Origin of the sequence: Stutzerimonas sp. R40042 (assembly GCF_026642215.1) — a bacterium.
Classification (GTDB): Bacteria; Pseudomonadota; Gammaproteobacteria; order Pseudomonadales; family Pseudomonadaceae; genus Stutzerimonas; species Stutzerimonas frequens.
Genome location: NZ_CP113258.1, coordinates 299,092 through 315,243 on the forward strand (window position 1 = coordinate 299,092; position 16,152 = coordinate 315,243).

The window sequence follows — 16,152 nt, forward strand, 5'->3', positions numbered from 1 at the left end:
CTTGATGTGGGAAAGGAAGCGGCGACCAGCCTACCCCAGGGCTGACTGGATCGCCAAGGCGCTGTCCTGGCGGACTTTGCGTTCGTTGCCGAAGCGGCGGGTGAGGCCGATGCGGTCGAAGTGTTCGAGCAGCTGGATGCTGCGTTTGCGGCCGAGCTGGATGTGGTCGCGGAAGGCGGCGGCGCGGATCACGCCGCTTTGCGCTTCCAGTTGCAGTACATGCCCCGCGAGTTGGCGAATGGTGAACTCGGGGTAGAACAAATCTTTCACCACCTGTTGCAGCAGGCCGAGACGGGCGAGCTTGCGTAGCAGGTTGCGCATCTGCATTTCGTCGACGCCGAGGTCGCGGGCCAGGTCGCGGACCCAGGGTGGGTCGAAATGGCCGGCTTCGAGCAATGGCCACAGGCGCGCTTTCAAATCTTCTTCCGCATCGCTCAGGCGCACCCGGTGATCGGGGCGGTGCAGCCACGGGCCGCTGGTTTCGATGCGGCCGGCGGCCAGTGCCTGTTCCAGCAGGGCGATGAACACCGGCCGCTCCAGCTGCGGCAGGGCGTAGCGACGCAGGCGGTCGCGGTCGGGGCCAAGTTCGTCGGGTTGTTCTTCGTGAAAACGCTGGAGTGCGTCGAGCAGCGCGGTCTCGAGTTCGCGCCAGCGGGCCTGGTCGAACAGTCGTGGGCCTAGCCGTGTGCTGATCTCCAATACGCCGTGCGGGAGCTGCCAGCCTTCGCGCGGGCGGTTGAACTGGCGTTCCAGGCCTTGCGGGTCGATGCCATTGGTGGCGCTGGCGAGCAGTGGCGGCAATGCCTGCTCCAGGCTCGGCTGGTTGAGGGCGCGAAGTTGCTCCAGCCGTGCGGCGCGGCGGCGATTACGCGCTGGTGCGTACGGGTCGAGCACGCGGCCACCGCCAAGGGTGCGCTGGGCGGACTGGTCGCGCAGGACGATGCGGTCGCCATGTACCGCGTGGCTCGGTGCGTTGAGCAGTAGCTGGGCGAAGGCGTGTTCGCCCGGCGCCAGGCTCGTGCCTTCGAGCAGGGCGACGCGTGCGGTGACGTCCTGGGCGCCGAGGTGCACGTGCACGGGCGTCCAGTGCTTGAGTTCATGGGCTTCACTGGGCAGCAGCTGGAAGTCGACGTCGATACGTTGGGTCGGTGCGTGCAGCAGTGGGTGCAGCAGCCAGTCGCCGCGATGGATCTGCTCCACGGCCAGCCGCTCGCCGGCAAGATTCAGGGCCACGCGCTGGCCGGCATGGGCTTCGTCCGCTTCGCGGTTCTGCGCGTGCAGGCCGCGGACGCGCACGCGTTTGCCGGCGGGGCCGAGCAGCAGTTCGTCGCCGATTCGCACGCGCCCGGCAAAGGCGGTGCCGGTGACCACCACGCCTGCGCCGGTGACGCTGAAGGCGCGGTCGATGGCCAGGCGGAAGTGGCCGCTGTCGCTGCGGGCGGCGGTGCGCGCGGCTTCGTCGATCAGCGCGGCGCGCAGGGCGTCGATGCCATCGCCGCGGATGCTGGAAACCGGAAAGATCTGCGCTCCGGCCAGTGCTCCGGCGGCCAGCAGAGTTTCGATCTGCTGCTGGACTTCGGCGATGCGCGCCGGCTCGACGCGATCGATCTTGGTCAGCGCCACCAGTGCCCGGCGGATGCCGAGCAACTCGACAATGGCCAGGTGTTCACGGGTTTGCGGCATCACGCCGTCATCGGCAGCCACCACCAGCAGCACGCAGTCGATGCCGCTGGCGCCGGCCAGCATGTTGTGCACGAAGCGCTCGTGGCCCGGCACGTCGATAAAACCGGTGAGGCTGCCTTCGCCGAGGTCGGCGTAGAGGTAGCCGAGGTCGATGGTGATGCCACGCTCGCGCTCCTCGCGACGGCGGTCGCCCTGTTGCCCGGTGAGGGCGTGGAGCAGTGCGGTCTTGCCATGGTCGATATGGCCGGCGGTCCCGACGATCAACGGGCCAGCTCCTCTTGCAGGTGCGCCAGTTGCTGGAGGAAGGCCGGCTCGTCGTCCAGTTGGCGCAGGTCGAGCCAGAGGGCGTCATCGTCGATGCGCCCGAGGACCGGAATCGGCAGGCAGCGCAGCGCTTCTTCAAGCTGGCGCAGACTGCGGCCGCGCAGGCGCTTGGGCTGCTGCGGACGGATGCACAGGGCGGCGCTGGGCAGACGGGCCACCGGCTGCGCGCCGCTGCCGATCATGCCCAGGGCATCGGTTACTGCGACTTGCCAGGTTTCGCCGAGCACGGCGGCCAGCGCCGGGGCGATGCGTTCAGCCTGGGTGCGGATCTCCACCTGCGGGCGGCTGAGCAGGCGCAGGCTGGTGAGGCGTTCGGCCAGGCGGTCGGGGTCGCGATAGAGGTTGAGCACCGCTTCCAGCGCGGCAAGGGTCAGCTTGTCGACACGCAGGGCGCGCTTGAGCGGGTTCTTCTTGATCTTCTGGATCAGCGCCTTGCTGCCGACGATCAGCCCGGCCTGCGGGCCGCCGAGCAGCTTGTCGCCGCTGAAGGTGACGATGTCGGCGCCGTCGCGCAGCGCTTCCTGCACCGTCGGCTCCTTGGGCAGGCCCCAGCGCGAGAGGTCGAGCAGGCTGCCGCTGCCCAGATCTTCCAGCAACGGCAGATCGTGGGCATGGGCGATGCGCGCCAGCTCGGCGGTGGCGACGCTGGCAGTGAAACCCTGCACGCTGTAGTTGCTGGTATGCACGCGCATCAACAGCCCTGAGCGCGGGTTGATGGCCGCTTCGTAATCCTTGGCGTGGGTGCGGTTGGTGGTACCGACTTCATGCAGCTTCACGCCGGCGCGGGCCATGATGTCCGGGATGCGGAAGGCGCCGCCGATCTCGATCAGCTCGCCACGGGAGATGATGCCTTCCTTGCGTGCGCCGAGGCTGTTCAAGGCCAGCAGCACGGCGGCGGCGTTGTTGTTCACCACGGTGACCGCCTCGGCGCCGGTCAGCTCGCGGATCAGTCCTTCGATGAGGTCGTCGCGATCGCCGCGCTTGCCGGTGGCGAGATCGAATTCCAGGTTGAGCGGGTAGCGCGCCGCAAGGGTGATCGCCTCGATGGCTTCATCCGGCAACAGGGCGCGACCGAGGTTGGTGTGCAGCACTGTGCCGGTGAGGTTGAACACTCGGCGCACGCGACTCTTGTGCTGGCTGGCCAGGCGTTCGCCGGCGCGCCCGGCGAGCACCGCTTCGGACAGTTCCAGCGCGGCCAGCTGGCCACGGCGAGCCGGTTCGCGCAGTTCGTCGAGCAGGTCGCGCAGCGTCGCCAGCAGCGCCTGGCGACCATAGCGCTGCTGCAGTGGCTGGCAGGCCGGATCGCGCAGCAGCTTGTCCACCGAGGGCAGATGGCTGCTGCTCATGCCTCGCTCCCCGGTGCCAGCAGCAGGTTGGGTGCCTGGCGGTTGTAGCCCTGGTCGGCCAGCAGCAGGTCGAGGTCCAGCGTCGCCAGGTCGGCGGACAGGCTTTCGCCATCCGGTGCCAGCTCCAGATAGAGCTGCTTGAGGTAGCCGTTGCATTCGGGGCAGGCCTCGGCCTTGATGCCGTTGGGCGAGCCTTCGAAGTGCAGGTAGTCGAGCTTCTTGGTGCTGCGGCAGTGGCTGCATTTCAGGCGCACGTAGTGCCATTCGCAGGCGCACAGGGAGCAGACCAGGTAGCGCAGGCCGTTGAGCTGCCCGCGGTGGCGAATCACCCCGGCCATGGGCGGTGCGCCGCAGCAGGGGCAGAGGGTCTGGTCTTCGCGTTCGCGCAGGTCGGAGAGCTCGAGCTGGAGCAGCCAGTGGGTCCAGGCCAGTTGCAGCGCGGCGCCGAGAAAGGGCACCAGCGCCGGCGGCAGGCTGTCGTACTGGCCACTGACCAGCGCCACGGCCCAGGCCTTGCGCTGGCCGCTGTCGGCGCGGCGCAGCTGGTCGATGGCAGCGATGACCGAAAGGTTGTCCGGCACCGCGAAGGCATCCAGCCAGGCATCGAGCAGCGGCAGCCACGCCCCTTCGCGCACCAGGGTGTCGGCGGCCAGTGGCGGCATGGCGTGCTTGAAGCATTCGCGGGTGCGCGCAGGGTCGAGCGGTGCGCTGGCAGGCGGGTTGTCCAGCACCTGCTGCTGTGCCTGGCATACGCCGGCGAGCAGGCGCAGGTAGTCGGCCAGCGGATGATCTTCGGCGAGCTTGGTCAGACGCTCGCTGCGCAGGGCGAACAGATCGCGTGGTGGCAGGTTGGTGAAGGGTGGTTTGCTGGCAGCGGCTTCGATCTGCCCGGGTTCGAGAATGGTGCCTGACACGCAGGACTCCTTTTCTTGTGATATGCCGAACAGCATAGTCCGTCAGCGGTTATCGCTCGGCTTTCGATGGCATGCACGGACGAAGATTCCCGCGGTTGCGGGAACCTTCGTCGCGCTGTGGCGAGGTTTACTTGCGCTGGCTGATCTCCCGGTACCAGGCCGGATGGTGCTTGCGCGCCCAGGCCCGGCTGACGGTGCCGTAGAGCATCGCGCCCATGGAGCCCTTGATCCAGATGGCGGCGTAGATGTGCACGATGATGCTGACGATCAGCACGAAGGCGGCGGCCGCATGCAGCAGGCTGGCCCAGCGCAGCGAGGCGATGCCGAAGAAGCTGCTGAAGTACTCGCGCCAGATGACGATGCCGCTGAGCAGCAGCACCAGCATGCTGAGGATCAGCACCCAGAACAGCACCTTCTGCCCGGCGTTGTAGCGGCCGACTTCCGGCAGCTTTTCCTCGCGGTTGTGCACCACGTCGTTGATCTGCCTGAGCCACTGGCGGTCGCGCGCCTCGATGCGGTTGTGCCCGGCGAAGCGGATCGCCAGCCAGAGGAAGAAGACGAACATCGCGACCCCGATGAAGGGGTGCAGGATGCGCGTCCAGGTGCCGCCGCCGAACAGCCCGGAGAGGCCGAACAGCGCCGGATGGAACAGTGCCAGGCCGGACAGCGCGGCGAGCACGAAGAGAATCGCGACGATCCAGTGGTTGGTCCGTTGCGAGGGGTTGTAGCGTTCGATCTCGTTGTTGTTCATCGTTGACTCCTTGAGCGAGCGGACACCGAAGGCGGCCCCACGAGCGGGGCCGCGCGGTCAGGGTCGCGGCTCCTTGGGATCGACCACATGCACCGAAGGATCGACCTGATGCACTACGGGCTCGCTGAGCTCGGCCTTGTCGTCCTCCTCCTCGACGCGAATCGGGCCGACCCGCGTGTAGTGGAAGAAGCCGGCCAGCACCGCCGCGCCCATGCCCAGCAGGGCGAGGGGCTTGGTCACGCCCTTCCACAGGCCGACCAGCGGGCTGATGGTGGGCTCGTCCGGCAGGTCGTTGTACAACGAGGGCTGATCGGCATGGTGCAGCACGTACATCACGTGCGTCCCGCCGACACCATCGGGGTCGTACAGGCCGGCCTGGTCGAAACCGCGTTCCTTGAGGTCGGCGATGCGCCCGGCGGCATGCTCCTTCATGTCCTCCTTGCTGCCGAAGACGATGGCGCCGGTGGGGCAGGTCTTCACGCAGGCCGGCTCCAGCCCAACTGACACGCGGTCGGAACAGAGCGTGCATTTGTAGGCTTTCTTGTCCTTCTCGGAGATGCGCGGGATGTCGAACGGGCAACCGGTGATGCAGTAGCCGCAGCCGATGCAGTGGTCCTGGTTGAAGTCGACGATGCCGTTGGCGTACTTCACGATCGCCCCCGGTGCCGGGCAGGCCTTGAGGCAGCCCGGGTCGGCGCAGTGCATGCAGCCGTCCTTGCGAATCAGCCATTCGAGGTTGCCGCTGCCAGGGTTCTCGTACTCGGCGAACTTCATCACCGTCCAGGATTCGGCGGTGAGGTCGATCGGGTTGTCGTAGGTCCCGTGGCTGGTGCCGACTTCGTCGCGCAGCTCGTTCCATTCCGAACAGGCGACCTGGCAGGCCTTGCAGCCGATGCACTTGGAGGTGTCGATCAGTTTCGCCACTTCGCCGACCTCGCGGATCGACGGCCGCTCGGTGGTCGTGGCGGAGCGGGCAAACACGTCTTGAGTAGCCATCATGCCTTCTCCACGTTGACCAGGAACGACTTGAACTCCGGCGTCTGGGTGTTGGCGTCACCGACGAACGGCGTCAGCGTGTTGGTCAGGTAACCGTTGCGCGCCACGCCGGAGAAACCCCAGTGCAGCGGAATGCCGACCTGATGCACGGTCTTGCCGTCCACCGTCAGCGGCTTGATGCGCTTGGTCACCACCGCCACCGCCTTGATGTAGCCGCGGTTGGACGACACCTTGACCCGCTCGCCGGCCTTGATGCCGAGCTCGTTGGCCAGCACCTCACCGATCTCGACGAACTGCTCGGGCTGGGTGATCGCGTTGAGCCGGCAGTGCTTGGTCCAGAAGTGGAAGTGCTCGGTGAGCCGGTAGGTGGTCGCCGCATAGGGGAATTCCTCCGCCGTGCCGAACAACTCCATGTCGTTCTTGAACACCCGCGCGGCGGGGTTGCTGGTCGCCTGGCGGTTGTCCGGATGCAGCGGGTTGCGCCCGATCGGCGTCTCGAACGGCTCGTAGTGCTCGGGGAATGGCCCCTCGTTCATCTTGTCCACGGCGAACAGCCGCGCCACCCCTTCGGGGTTCATGATGAACGGGCTCATGCCGGCTTCGGGCGGCGAGTCGACCTTGAAGTCCGGCACGTCGGTGCCGCCCCATTTGCTGCCATCCCACCAGACCAGGCGCTTCTTCTGCGGGTCCCACGGGTTGCCCGCAGGATCGGCCGAGGCACGGTTGTAGAGAATTCGCCGGTTGGCCGGCCAGGACCAGGCCCAACCAAGGGTCTGGCCCATGCCGTAGGGATCGGCGTTGTCACGCCGGGCCATCTGGTTGCCGGCCTGGGTCCAGGCGCCGCTGAAGATCCAGCAGCCACACGACGTGCTGCCATCGGCGCGCAGCAGGCCGAAGCCGGGCAACTGTTCGCCGGCCTTGGCCAGCAGCGCGCCGCTCTGCGGATCGAGCACATCGCCCAGCGCCTTGCCGTTGTACTCCTTTGCGATCTCCTCGGCGGAGGGCTCCTCGGGCTGGCGGTAGGACCAGTCGATGTTCAGCAGTGGCTCGGCGTAGGCGCCGCCTTCCTTGCGATACAGCTCACGCAGCCGGTGGAACAGCCCGCCCATGATCACCACGTCGGTCTTCGCCTGGCCTGGCGGCTCGGCTGCCTTCCAGTGCCACTGCAGCCAGCGCCCGCTGTTCACCAGCGAGCCATCCTCCTCGGCGAAGCAGGTGGTCGGCAGGCGGAACACGGTGGTCTGGATGCTGGCGGTGTCGACGTCGTTGTATTCGCCGGCGTTGCGCCAGAACTCCGAGGTCTCGGTGGCCAGTGGGTCCATGACCACCAGGTACTTGAGCTTGGCCAGCGCTGCGCTGACCTTGGCCTTGTTGGGGAACGAGGCGATGGGGTTGAAGCCCTGGCAGAAATAGCCGTTGACCTGCCCCTGGTACATCATATCGAACACCTTGAGCACGTCGTACCCAGGAATATCCAGCTTCGGCAGCCAGTCGTAGCCCCAGTTGTTCTCCGCCGTGGCGCTCTTGCCATACCAGGCTTTCATCAGGCTGACGTGGAACTTCTCGTAGTGCTGCCAGTAGGACAGCTGCCCTGGGCGCAGCGGCTTGGCGGTGCGCTTGGCGATATAGGCGTTGTAGTCCTGCTCGGCCTCCAGCGGCAGGGTCAGGTAGCCAGGCAACAGGTTGGACAGCAGGCCCAGGTCGGTCAGGCCCTGGATGTTGGAATGCCCGCGCAGGGCGTTCATGCCGCCACCAGGCATGCCGATGTTGCCGAGCAGCAGTTGCACCATGGCGCCGGTACGGATCATCTGCGAGCCGACCGAGTGCTGGGTCCAGCCCAGGGCGTACATGATGGTCATGGCCTTGCCCGGTGCGGAGGTCTCGGCGATGGTTTCCCAGACCTGGAGCATCCTGTCCTGCGGTGTACCACAGATGTTGCTGACCACCTCCGGGGTGTAGCGGCTGTAGTGTTGCTTGAGCAGGTTGTAGACGCAGCGCGGGTGAGTGAGGCTCTTGTCGACGCGGGCGAAGCCGTCCTCGTCCAGCTCGTAGCTCCAGGTGGATTTGTCCGGGTAGCTGCGCTTCTCGGCGTCATAGCCGTTGAACAGGCCGTCCTCGAAGCCGAATCCTTCCTTCACGATGAACGCGACATCGGTGTAGTTGACCACGTATTCATGCTGGATCTTGTCGTTCTCCAGCAGGTAGCTGATCAGCCCGCCGAGGAAGGCGATGTCGGTACCGGTACGGATCGGCGCATACAGGTCCGCGACCGAGGCCGAGCGGGTGAAGCGTGGATCGACCACCACCAGCCGCGCCTTGTTGCGCGCCTTGGCTTCGGTGACCCATTTGAAGCCGCACGGGTGCGCTTCGGCGGCGTTGCCGCCCATGATCAGGACCAGGTCGGCGTTCTGGATATCGCTCCAGTGATTGGTCATGGCGCCGCGGCCAAACGTCGGGGCAAGACTTGCCACCGTCGGGCCGTGTCAGACACGCGCCTGGTTATCGAACCCCAGAATGCCCAGTGAACGCACCACCTTGTGGGTGATGTAGCCGGCCTCGTTGGAGGACGCCGAGGCGGCGAGGAAACCGGTGCTCAGCCAGCGGTTGACCGTCTGGCCCTTATCGTTGCGCTCGATGAAGTTGGCGTCGCGGTCGTCCTTCATCAGCCGGGCGATACGGTCGAGGGCATCGCTCCACTCGATGCGCTTCCACTCGTTGCTGCCCGCTTCGCGGACTTCCGGATGGGTCAGGCGGTTGGGGCTGTGGACGAAGTCCAGCAGGCCGGCGCCTTTCGGGCAGAGCGTGCCGCGGTTGACCGGGTGATCGGAGTCGCCTTCGATGTGGATGATGTTCTGCGCGACGTTCTTGCCGCCGCTGCCCTGGCTGTAGAGGATCAGCCCGCAGCCGACGGAGCAGTAGGGGCAGGTGTTTCGGGTTTCACGGGTGTTGGTCAGTTTGAAATGCCGGATCGACTCGGCATATGCCGTCGGTGGGGCCATGCCCAATGCCGCCATGCTCGACGCCCCAAGGCCCACACCGCAGACCTTGAAGAACTGTCGACGGTTCATGTCCATCGGTGTTCTCCTTCTCATCAGGCTGGAACGCCGATACTTTGCCGGCGTCTGCTTTAGCAGCTTAGCCAAGCTTTCAACAAGTGAAGGATTAATGCTGCGCTTCGCTTGTGCCCGTAATCGCAAGGGTGTCGAGGATGGACCGGCTGGGCACTCAGGCGCCGGCCGGCATGGCGAGCTGGTTCTTCCATTCCCGTGGCGACTGCCCGGCTTGCGCTTTGAATGCACGTGACAGCGCCGCTTCGCTGCCGTAGCCGACCTCGGTGGCGATCACCTTCAGCGGTCGCCCTCGCTGCAGCGCCTTCTGTGCCAGACGCACGCGCCAGCCCTGCAGGTACTGGCCGGGCGTCTGCCCGAGCGTTTCGCGGAAGCTGGTGGCGAACACGCTGCGCGACATCCCGGCAACGCGGGCGAGCTCTTCGAGCGTCCAGTCCTGCGCCGGCGCTTCGTGCATCGCCACCAGCGCGTTGCGCAAACGCGGATGGGCGAGGCCGGAGAGCAACCCGCCGCTGACCTCGTCGCTTTCCATCAGCTGACGCAGGATCTGGATCATCACCACTTCCACCAGACGCTCGATCAGCGCCATGCGCCCGCAGCGCTGTTCGAAGGCCTCCTCGAACAGCAGCGAGAGCACCGGCTCGGCACCCATGACCCCATCCAGCGGCAGGCAGACCAGATCGGCCAGCGCCGAGGCAATCGGGTTGGCACTGCCGCCCTCGAACGCCAGGTTGGCGCAGACCATGTCCACCTCGCAGCCCGGCGCGGTGATGAAACGGTGCGTCAGCGGCCGCGGAAACAGCAGCAGGCTCGGTTGCGAGACCTGCAGCACCTCGCGCCCATAGCGGACTTCCACCTCGCCGCGGCGTATCAGGTGCAACTGCCCGTGCACGCCATCGCTCTGCAGCGTGTTGATGCCACACAGCGGCCCGGCATTGAACACCTGGGCGTGCATCGGGAAGTGCGTCATCAAGGCAGCGAGGCGATCGGACATGTAAGTACTCCTGATCAAGTTTTCCGGACTTTACGTCACCAACAGTTTTTTCTGGTGAGCAGAATAGCGCTTACCGGACAACACCGCTCCGGCAACTTCAGAAAACAGGAGTCACCGCCATGTCCATCGAGAAGATCCTCTACACCGCTACTGCCACCGCCACCGGCGGCCGCGAAGGTCGCGCCACATCGTCCGACCAGGCGCTCGACGTGCAGCTGTCCACGCCGCGTGAGCTGGGCGGCGCCGGTGGTGCCGGGACCAACCCCGAGCAGCTGTTCGCCGCCGGATATTCGGCCTGCTTTCTCGGTGCCCTGAAGTTCGTCGCCGGCAAGCAGAAGGTCGCCCTGCCGGCCGATACCCGCATCACCGGCAAGGTCGGCATCGGCCAGATTCCCACCGGCTTCGGCATCGAGGCCGAGCTGACCATCAGCGCCCCCGGCATCGCCCGCGACGTGCTGCAGGCGCTGGTCGAGCAGGCCCACGTGGTCTGCCCCTACTCCAACGCCACCCGCGGAAACATCGACGTCACGCTGATCCTCGCTGACTGAATCCAGACCACTTTATCTACGAACAGGAGACCCACACCATGAACTCGATCACTCGCACCTTCGCCTTCTCGCTGTTGGCCATCGCGCTGCAACCCGCCTTCGCCGCCGAGGCCGCACAACCGGTGAAGCCCGGCAGCAGCGTAGTCGCCGCGCAGACCGCCAGCACCATCACCACCGCCGATGGCGTGCAGCTCTACTACAAGGACTGGGGCCCGAAGGATGGCCCGGTGGTTACCTTCAGCCACGGCTGGCCGCTGAGTTCCGACAGCTGGGAATCGCAGATGATGTTCCTCGCTTCGCAGGGCTATCGAGTGGTTGCTCATGACCGTCGCGGCCATGGCCGTTCCAGTCAGCCCTGGGAAGGCAACGACATGGACCACTACGCCGACGATCTGGCCGCGGTGATCGAGGCGCTGGACCTGCAGGACGTGACCCTGGTCGGCTTCTCCACCGGTGGCGGCGAGGTGGCGCGCTACATCGGTCGCCACGGCACCGAGCGGGTGAAAAAGGCTGTGCTGGTCAGCGCCGTGCCGCCGATGATGCTGAAGACCGCAGATAACCCGGGTGGCCTGCCGCTGGAAGTGTTCGACGGCATCCGCAAGGCTTCGCTGGAAGACCGCGCGCAGCTGTATCTGGACCTGGCTTCCGGCCCGTTCTACGGCTTCAACCGCCCGGGCGCCAAGGTATCCCAGGGATTGATCGACAACTGGCGGGCCCAGGGCATGCAGGCCGGGCACAAGAACACCTACGACTCCATCGCCGCTTTCTCGGCCACCGATTTCCGCGAGGATCTGAAGAAGTTCGATGTGCCGACGCTGGTGATCCACGGTGACGATGATCAGATCGTGCCGCTGGACAGCTCGGGCAAGGCATCCGCCGCGCTGATCGAGGGCGCGCAGCTGATCGTCTACCCCGGTGCGCCGCATGGCCTGACCGACACCCACAAGGAGCGCTTCAACAACGATCTGCTAGCGTTCCTCAAGAAGTGATGTGCAGCAGCCTCGTCGAGCGGCTCGGAGCATCGCGCCGCTTGCCGCTCAGAAACGACAAACCCCGCCGGATGGCGGGGTTTGTTTTGCAGACGGCGTTAGGGCAGACCGGATTCTCTACACGACGCCGATCAGGCGTTCTGACGGATACCGGCGACCAGCCAGGGCTGGTTCTCGCCCTGCACACGCTCCATGCGCCAGCTTTCGCTGAAGGGCTCGCCCTGGTCGAAGCGCGAAGTCTTGGCCACGCCGCTGAAGGTCAGGGTGGCGGTGGTCTTCTCGGCGTTGTCGTCGACGCCGTCGAGCTGGATCTGCAGATCGTCGATGTAGGTCGACTGATAGGCATCACCGATCTCGGCGCGCTCCTGCTTGAGGAAGCCCAGCAGCTGCGGGGTGACGAACTCGGCGATCTTGTCCATCTCGTTGGCGTCCCAGTGCTGCTGCAGCGAGAGGAAGTGCTCGCGGGCCGCAGCGACGAAGCTCTGCTCGTTGAACCAGGCCGGGGCGTTGATCACCGGAGCGGCGGCGACCGGGGCGGCGCTGCCACCGAAAATAGAGGTCGCGGGCTGCTGCGGCATCTCGCGCTGCATCGGCGCGTGGCCGGCCATGGCCGGTTGCTGCTGGCGACGACGGGCGGCAAGGAAGCGGAACAGCAGGAAGGCGATCAGGCCGAAGATCAGGATATCCATGAACTGGATGCCTTCGAAGCCATCGCCCATGAACATCGAGGCGAGCAGGCCGCCGGCGGCCAGACCGGCCAGCGGGCCGAGCCAGCGCGAGGCGCCGCTGGCGGCAGCGGGCGTCTGACGGCCAGCCTGATTCGGTGCGGCCTGGGTTTGCTGGGGCGCCTGGCGGGTCTGGTGGCTCGGTGCCGAGCCGAAGCTCTTGCCGCCACCGAAGCGCTTGGCGTGGGCGTCCAGCGCGAAGGTCAGGCTGATACACAGCGCCATGAAAATGCTAAGCACACGTTGCATTGAGTGTTCCCGCTTGAATTAAGTGGAGGTACGCGCGCCATCCTGCCGAGCTGGGCAAGGGTTGGCGAGGGGCAGTATGTTACGAGCTTTTGCTTGCGACCGTTGGTCGCGTCCGGCCAGGCTGACCAAGAGTCGGCTGGCCCTGATCGGCGCGCGGAGCCCGGTGGCTCCGCGCGCACGGCAGGTCAACGCCAGTTATACAGTTCCTTCTCGGAGATCTCGTGCATCGGCTTGACCTGCGCCTGGAAGGCTTTCATCGACGCCCAGATGCGCCCGTTCAGCTCGCTCTGCGCGGCCAGCTCGCCGAGCACCAGCTCCGACTGCTCCTGCATGGCGCCGAGCACTTCGTCGGGGAAGCGCTTGAGCTCGACGCCCTGCTGCTTGAGCTGATCCAGCGCCAGGGCGTTGTTGTAGACGTAGTCGTCCATCATGTCGCGGCTGGCCGCGCGGGTCGCCTCGGTGAGGATCGCCTGCAGATCCTCGGGCAGGGTGTCGAGTGCCTTCTGGTTGACCAGCAGTTCGAGCACCGCCTGCGGCTCCTGCCAGCCGGGGTAGTAGTAATACTTCGCGGCCTTGTGCAAGCCGAAGGCCAGGTCGTTGTACGGGCTGACCCAGTCGGTGGCGTCGATGGCGCCGGTCTGCAGCGCGGTGAACACCTCGCCGCCGGGCAGGTTGACGGTGGTCGCGCCGAGACGTGTCAGCACTTCGCCGCCGAGGCCCGGCATGCGGATCTTCAGCCCCTTGAGGTCGTCCAGCGAATTGATTTCCTTGTTGTACCAGCCGCCCATCTGCATGCCGGTGTTGCCGACCACCATCGGCTTCACGCCGAAGGGGGCATAGGCCTCTTCCCAGAACTTCTGGCCTTCGCCCTTGCTCAGCCAGGCGTTCATCTCGATGGCCGACAGGCCGAACGGCACGGAGGTGAAGAACTGCGCGGTGGGCACCTTGCCTTTCCAGTAGTAGGCAGCGCCGTGGCCCAGTTCGGCGGTGCCGCGGGAGACGGCATCGAACACTTCCAGCGCCGGGACCAGTTCGCCGGCGGCGTAGACCTTGATGGTCAGGCGACCGTCGCTCATCACCTTGACCCGCTCGGCCAGGCGTTCGGCGGCGGTGCCCAGGCCCGGGTAGTTCTTCGGCCAGGCGGTGACCATCTTCCAGGTGTAGGTTTTGGCGGGTTCGCTGGCGGCCTGCTGGCCGGTGGTTTCGACTTTCTTGTCGTCGTTGCAACCGGCAAGGCCGAGGGTGGCAAGCAAGGCAGCGGCAGCACCGAACAGATGGCGGCGTTTCATGGGTCGGTATCCTTGGAAGATTCTTCTTATAAGAGTGGCTGGTTGGTATGGCGGGTTGACGTTAGCGTCAACCTCACAGGGCTTCAAGTTTCGCGTAGCTGAGCATCAGCCATTTGCTGCCCTCGTCCTCGAAATTCACCTGCACCCGCGCCTGGGCGCCGGCGCCTTCGAAGTTGAGGATGGTGCCTTCGCCGAACAGCGAATGGCGCACGCGCTGGCCGAGGTTGAACGGTGTTTCCGGCACGCCGGCGCCGTCGAACAGCGACGAGCCGCTCATGCTCTTGCCGCTGAACGAGCGCGTCACCGTGTTGCTCAGCCGCACTTCCTGCACCAGCGCCGGCGGAATCTCGCGGACGAAGCGCGAGACCTTGTTGTAGGTCTCGCTGCCGTACAGCCGGCGTGTTTCGGCGTAGGTGATCACCAGCTGCTGCATGGCGCGGGTGATGCCGACGTAGGCCAGGCGGCGTTCCTCTTCCAGGCGGCCGGATTCCTCCAGGCTCATCTTGTGCGGGAACAGGCCTTCTTCCATGCCGACCAGGAACACCAGCGGGAACTCCAGACCCTTGGCGCTGTGCAGGGTCATCAGCTGCACGCTGTCCTCGTGATCGCCGGCCTGCTGCTCGCCGGCCTCCAGCGAGGCGTGGTCGAGGAAGGCGGCCAGCGGCGACTGGATGTCGTCGTCCTCTTCGCTGTAGTTGTCGAAGGCGCGGGCGGCGGAGACCAGTTCCTCGAGGTTTTCCACCCGCGCCTGGGCCTTCTCGCCCTTTTCGTCGCGGTGGTAGGCGAGTAGCCCGGATTCCTCGATGACCAGCTGCGCCATGCTGTGCAGCGGCAGTTTCTCGACCTTCAGCGCCAGGGTGTCGACCAGCTCGACGAAGCCGTTCAGCGCGCTGGCGGCGCGCCCGGACACCGCCTTGGTGCCGACCGCCTGGTGCAGCGCGGCCCACATCGACAGGCCCTGCTCACGCGCCAGCTGGCGCAGGCATTCAACGGTCTTCTCGCCGATGCCGCGGGCCGGCACGTTGATCACCCGTTCCAGCGCCGCGTCGTTGTCGCGGGTCTGGATCAGGCGCAGGTAGGCCATGGCGTTCTTGATCTCGGCGCGCTCGAAGAAGCGCTGGCCGCCGTAGATGCGGTAGGGGATCTTCTCGCGCAGCAGCGCCTCTTCCAGTACCCGCGACTGGGCGTTGGAGCGGTAGAGGATGGCGATCTCGCTGCGGCACATGCCGTCGCGGATGGCCTTCTCGATGCTTTCGACCACGTAACGCGCTTCGTCGTGCTCGTTGAACGCAGCGTACAGGCTGATCGGCTCGCCCTCGCAGCCGGAGGTCCAGAGCTCCTTGCCGAGGCGACCCTGATTGTTGGCGATCAGCGCGTTGGCGGCCTTTAGGATGCAGGCAGTGGAGCGGTAGTTCTGTTCCAGGCGGATGGTTTCGGCATCCGGGAAGTCGGCGCTGAACTGGTGCAGGTTCTCGATGCGCGCGCCGCGCCAGCCGTAGATCGACTGGTCGTCGTCGCCGACCACCATCAGGCTCTCGCCGCCCTTGGCCAGCAATCGCAGCCAGGCGTACTGGACGGCGTTGGTGTCCTGGAACTCGTCCACCAGCACATGGCGGAAGCGCCGCTGGTAGTGCTCGAGCAGGCCGGGGTGGTCGCGCCACAGATCCAGCGCACGTAGCAGCAGCTCGGAGAAGTCGATGACGCCAGCGCGGGCGCAGGCCTCTTCATAGGCTTCGTAGATCTTCAGCTGGGTGGCGAGGAACAGATCACCGCCGGCCTGGATGTTGCGTGGGCGCAGCCCTTCGTCCTTCTGCGCATTGATCCACCACTGTGCCTGGCGCGCCGGCCAGCGCTGCTCGTCGAGGCCGAGCTCGCGGATCACCCGCTTGACCAGGCGCTGCTGGTCGTCGGAATCGAGAATCTGGAAATTCTCCGCCAGCTTCGCCTCGCGCCAGTGCGCACGCAGCAGGCGATGGGCCAGGCCGTGGAAGGTGCCGACCCACATGCCCTGCGGGTTCACGTGCAGCAGCTGCTCGATGCGCTGGCGCATTTCGGCGGCAGCCTTGTTGGTAAAGGTCACCGAAAGGATCGAGTGCAATGATGCGCGCTCGACCTGGTGCAGCCAGGCGATGCGGTGCACCAGTACACGGGTCTTGCCCGAGCCGGCGCCGGCCAGCACCAATTGCCGGCCCAGCGGCGCGGCCACGGCCTGGCGCTGAGCATCGTTGAGGGAATTCAGGAGAAGGGAGAGATCGTCATGCATCGCGGCATTCTAT

12 protein-coding genes are annotated in these 16,152 nt (G+C 66.0%); 2 read left to right on the top strand and 10 right to left on the bottom strand.

Annotated elements, in window-relative coordinates:
- Nucleotides 1-30: 30 nt before the first annotated feature.
- From selB to OUY36_RS01380, 7 genes are all read right to left on the bottom strand, one after another.
- Nucleotides 31-1,947, bottom strand: a complete 1,917-nt coding sequence (gene selB / locus OUY36_RS01350) for a selenocysteine-specific translation elongation factor (RefSeq protein WP_267936394.1) — start codon at nucleotides 1,945-1,947, stop codon at nucleotides 31-33.
- Nucleotides 1,944-3,353 (bottom strand): L-seryl-tRNA(Sec) selenium transferase, encoded by a 1,410-nt coding sequence (gene selA / locus OUY36_RS01355; protein WP_267936395.1) that lies wholly within the window; start codon nucleotides 3,351-3,353, stop codon nucleotides 1,944-1,946. The genes selB and selA overlap by 4 nt, the downstream gene beginning before the upstream one ends.
- Nucleotides 3,350-4,267, bottom strand: a complete 918-nt coding sequence (fdhE, locus tag OUY36_RS01360) for a formate dehydrogenase accessory protein FdhE (protein WP_267936397.1) — start codon at nucleotides 4,265-4,267, stop codon at nucleotides 3,350-3,352. The genes selA and fdhE overlap by 4 nt, the downstream gene beginning before the upstream one ends.
- 127 nt (nucleotides 4,268-4,394) lie before the next feature.
- The gene (locus OUY36_RS01365) at nucleotides 4,395-5,018 is read right to left on the bottom strand and encodes a formate dehydrogenase subunit gamma (protein WP_110778458.1); all 624 of its coding nucleotides are present in this window, start codon (nucleotides 5,016-5,018) and stop codon (nucleotides 4,395-4,397) included.
- A gap of 57 nt (nucleotides 5,019-5,075) precedes the next feature.
- Nucleotides 5,076-6,014 (bottom strand): formate dehydrogenase subunit beta, encoded by a 939-nt coding sequence (gene fdxH, locus OUY36_RS01370; RefSeq protein ID WP_110778457.1) that lies wholly within the window; start codon nucleotides 6,012-6,014, stop codon nucleotides 5,076-5,078.
- Nucleotides 6,014-9,088 (bottom strand): formate dehydrogenase-N subunit alpha, encoded by a 3,075-nt coding sequence (fdnG, locus tag OUY36_RS01375; RefSeq protein WP_267936398.1) that lies wholly within the window; start codon nucleotides 9,086-9,088, stop codon nucleotides 6,014-6,016. Before fdnG ends, fdxH begins: the two co-directional genes overlap by 1 nt.
- Before the next feature lie 151 nt (nucleotides 9,089-9,239).
- On the bottom strand, nucleotides 9,240-10,076 hold the full coding sequence (locus tag OUY36_RS01380; RefSeq protein WP_156244774.1) for an AraC family transcriptional regulator: 837 nt from the start codon (nucleotides 10,074-10,076) through the stop codon (nucleotides 9,240-9,242).
- A gap of 119 nt (nucleotides 10,077-10,195) precedes the next feature.
- Between OUY36_RS01380 and OUY36_RS01385 the strand changes: the two genes are divergently transcribed.
- Nucleotides 10,196-10,624 carry an organic hydroperoxide resistance protein gene (locus OUY36_RS01385; RefSeq protein ID WP_011911415.1) on the top strand — a complete coding sequence of 143 codons (429 nt, stop codon included), beginning with the start codon at nucleotides 10,196-10,198 and terminating at the stop codon, nucleotides 10,622-10,624.
- A gap of 38 nt (nucleotides 10,625-10,662) precedes the next feature.
- Complete coding sequence (locus OUY36_RS01390; RefSeq protein WP_267936399.1) at nucleotides 10,663-11,613, top strand: alpha/beta fold hydrolase; 951 nt, start codon at nucleotides 10,663-10,665, stop codon at nucleotides 11,611-11,613.
- Between the two features lie 131 nt (nucleotides 11,614-11,744).
- On the opposite strand, the gene OUY36_RS01395 is transcribed toward OUY36_RS01390, so the two are convergent.
- The 3 genes from OUY36_RS01395 to uvrD form a co-directional block, all read right to left on the bottom strand.
- On the bottom strand, nucleotides 11,745-12,587 hold the full coding sequence (locus tag OUY36_RS01395) for a Tim44 domain-containing protein (protein WP_152480654.1): 843 nt from the start codon (nucleotides 12,585-12,587) through the stop codon (nucleotides 11,745-11,747).
- A 185-nt stretch (nucleotides 12,588-12,772) separates the two neighbouring features.
- Complete coding sequence (locus OUY36_RS01400) at nucleotides 12,773-13,876, bottom strand: TRAP transporter substrate-binding protein (protein WP_267936400.1); 1,104 nt, start codon at nucleotides 13,874-13,876, stop codon at nucleotides 12,773-12,775.
- A gap of 73 nt (nucleotides 13,877-13,949) precedes the next feature.
- The gene (gene uvrD / locus OUY36_RS01405; RefSeq protein ID WP_267936401.1) at nucleotides 13,950-16,139 is read right to left on the bottom strand and encodes a DNA helicase II; all 2,190 of its coding nucleotides are present in this window, start codon (nucleotides 16,137-16,139) and stop codon (nucleotides 13,950-13,952) included.
- Nucleotides 16,140-16,152: the final 13 nt, after the last annotated feature.

Coding starts and splice junctions, on each gene's coding strand:
- selA (WP_267936395.1), bottom strand. CDS start 3,353: ATGAGCAGCAGCCATCTGCCCTCGGTGGACAAGCTGCTGCGCGATCCG.
- OUY36_RS01390 (WP_267936399.1), top strand. CDS start 10,663: ATGAACTCGATCACTCGCACCTTCGCCTTCTCGCTGTTGGCCATCGCG.
- OUY36_RS01385 (WP_011911415.1), top strand. CDS start 10,196: ATGTCCATCGAGAAGATCCTCTACACCGCTACTGCCACCGCCACCGGC.
- OUY36_RS01400 (WP_267936400.1), bottom strand. CDS start 13,876: ATGAAACGCCGCCATCTGTTCGGTGCTGCCGCTGCCTTGCTTGCCACC.
- fdxH (WP_110778457.1), bottom strand. CDS start 6,014: ATGGCTACTCAAGACGTGTTTGCCCGCTCCGCCACGACCACCGAGCGG.
- OUY36_RS01395 (WP_152480654.1), bottom strand. CDS start 12,587: ATGCAACGTGTGCTTAGCATTTTCATGGCGCTGTGTATCAGCCTGACC.
- OUY36_RS01365 (WP_110778458.1), bottom strand. CDS start 5,018: ATGAACAACAACGAGATCGAACGCTACAACCCCTCGCAACGGACCAAC.
- OUY36_RS01380 (WP_156244774.1), bottom strand. CDS start 10,076: ATGTCCGATCGCCTCGCTGCCTTGATGACGCACTTCCCGATGCACGCC.
- uvrD (WP_267936401.1), bottom strand. CDS start 16,139: ATGCATGACGATCTCTCCCTTCTCCTGAATTCCCTCAACGATGCTCAG.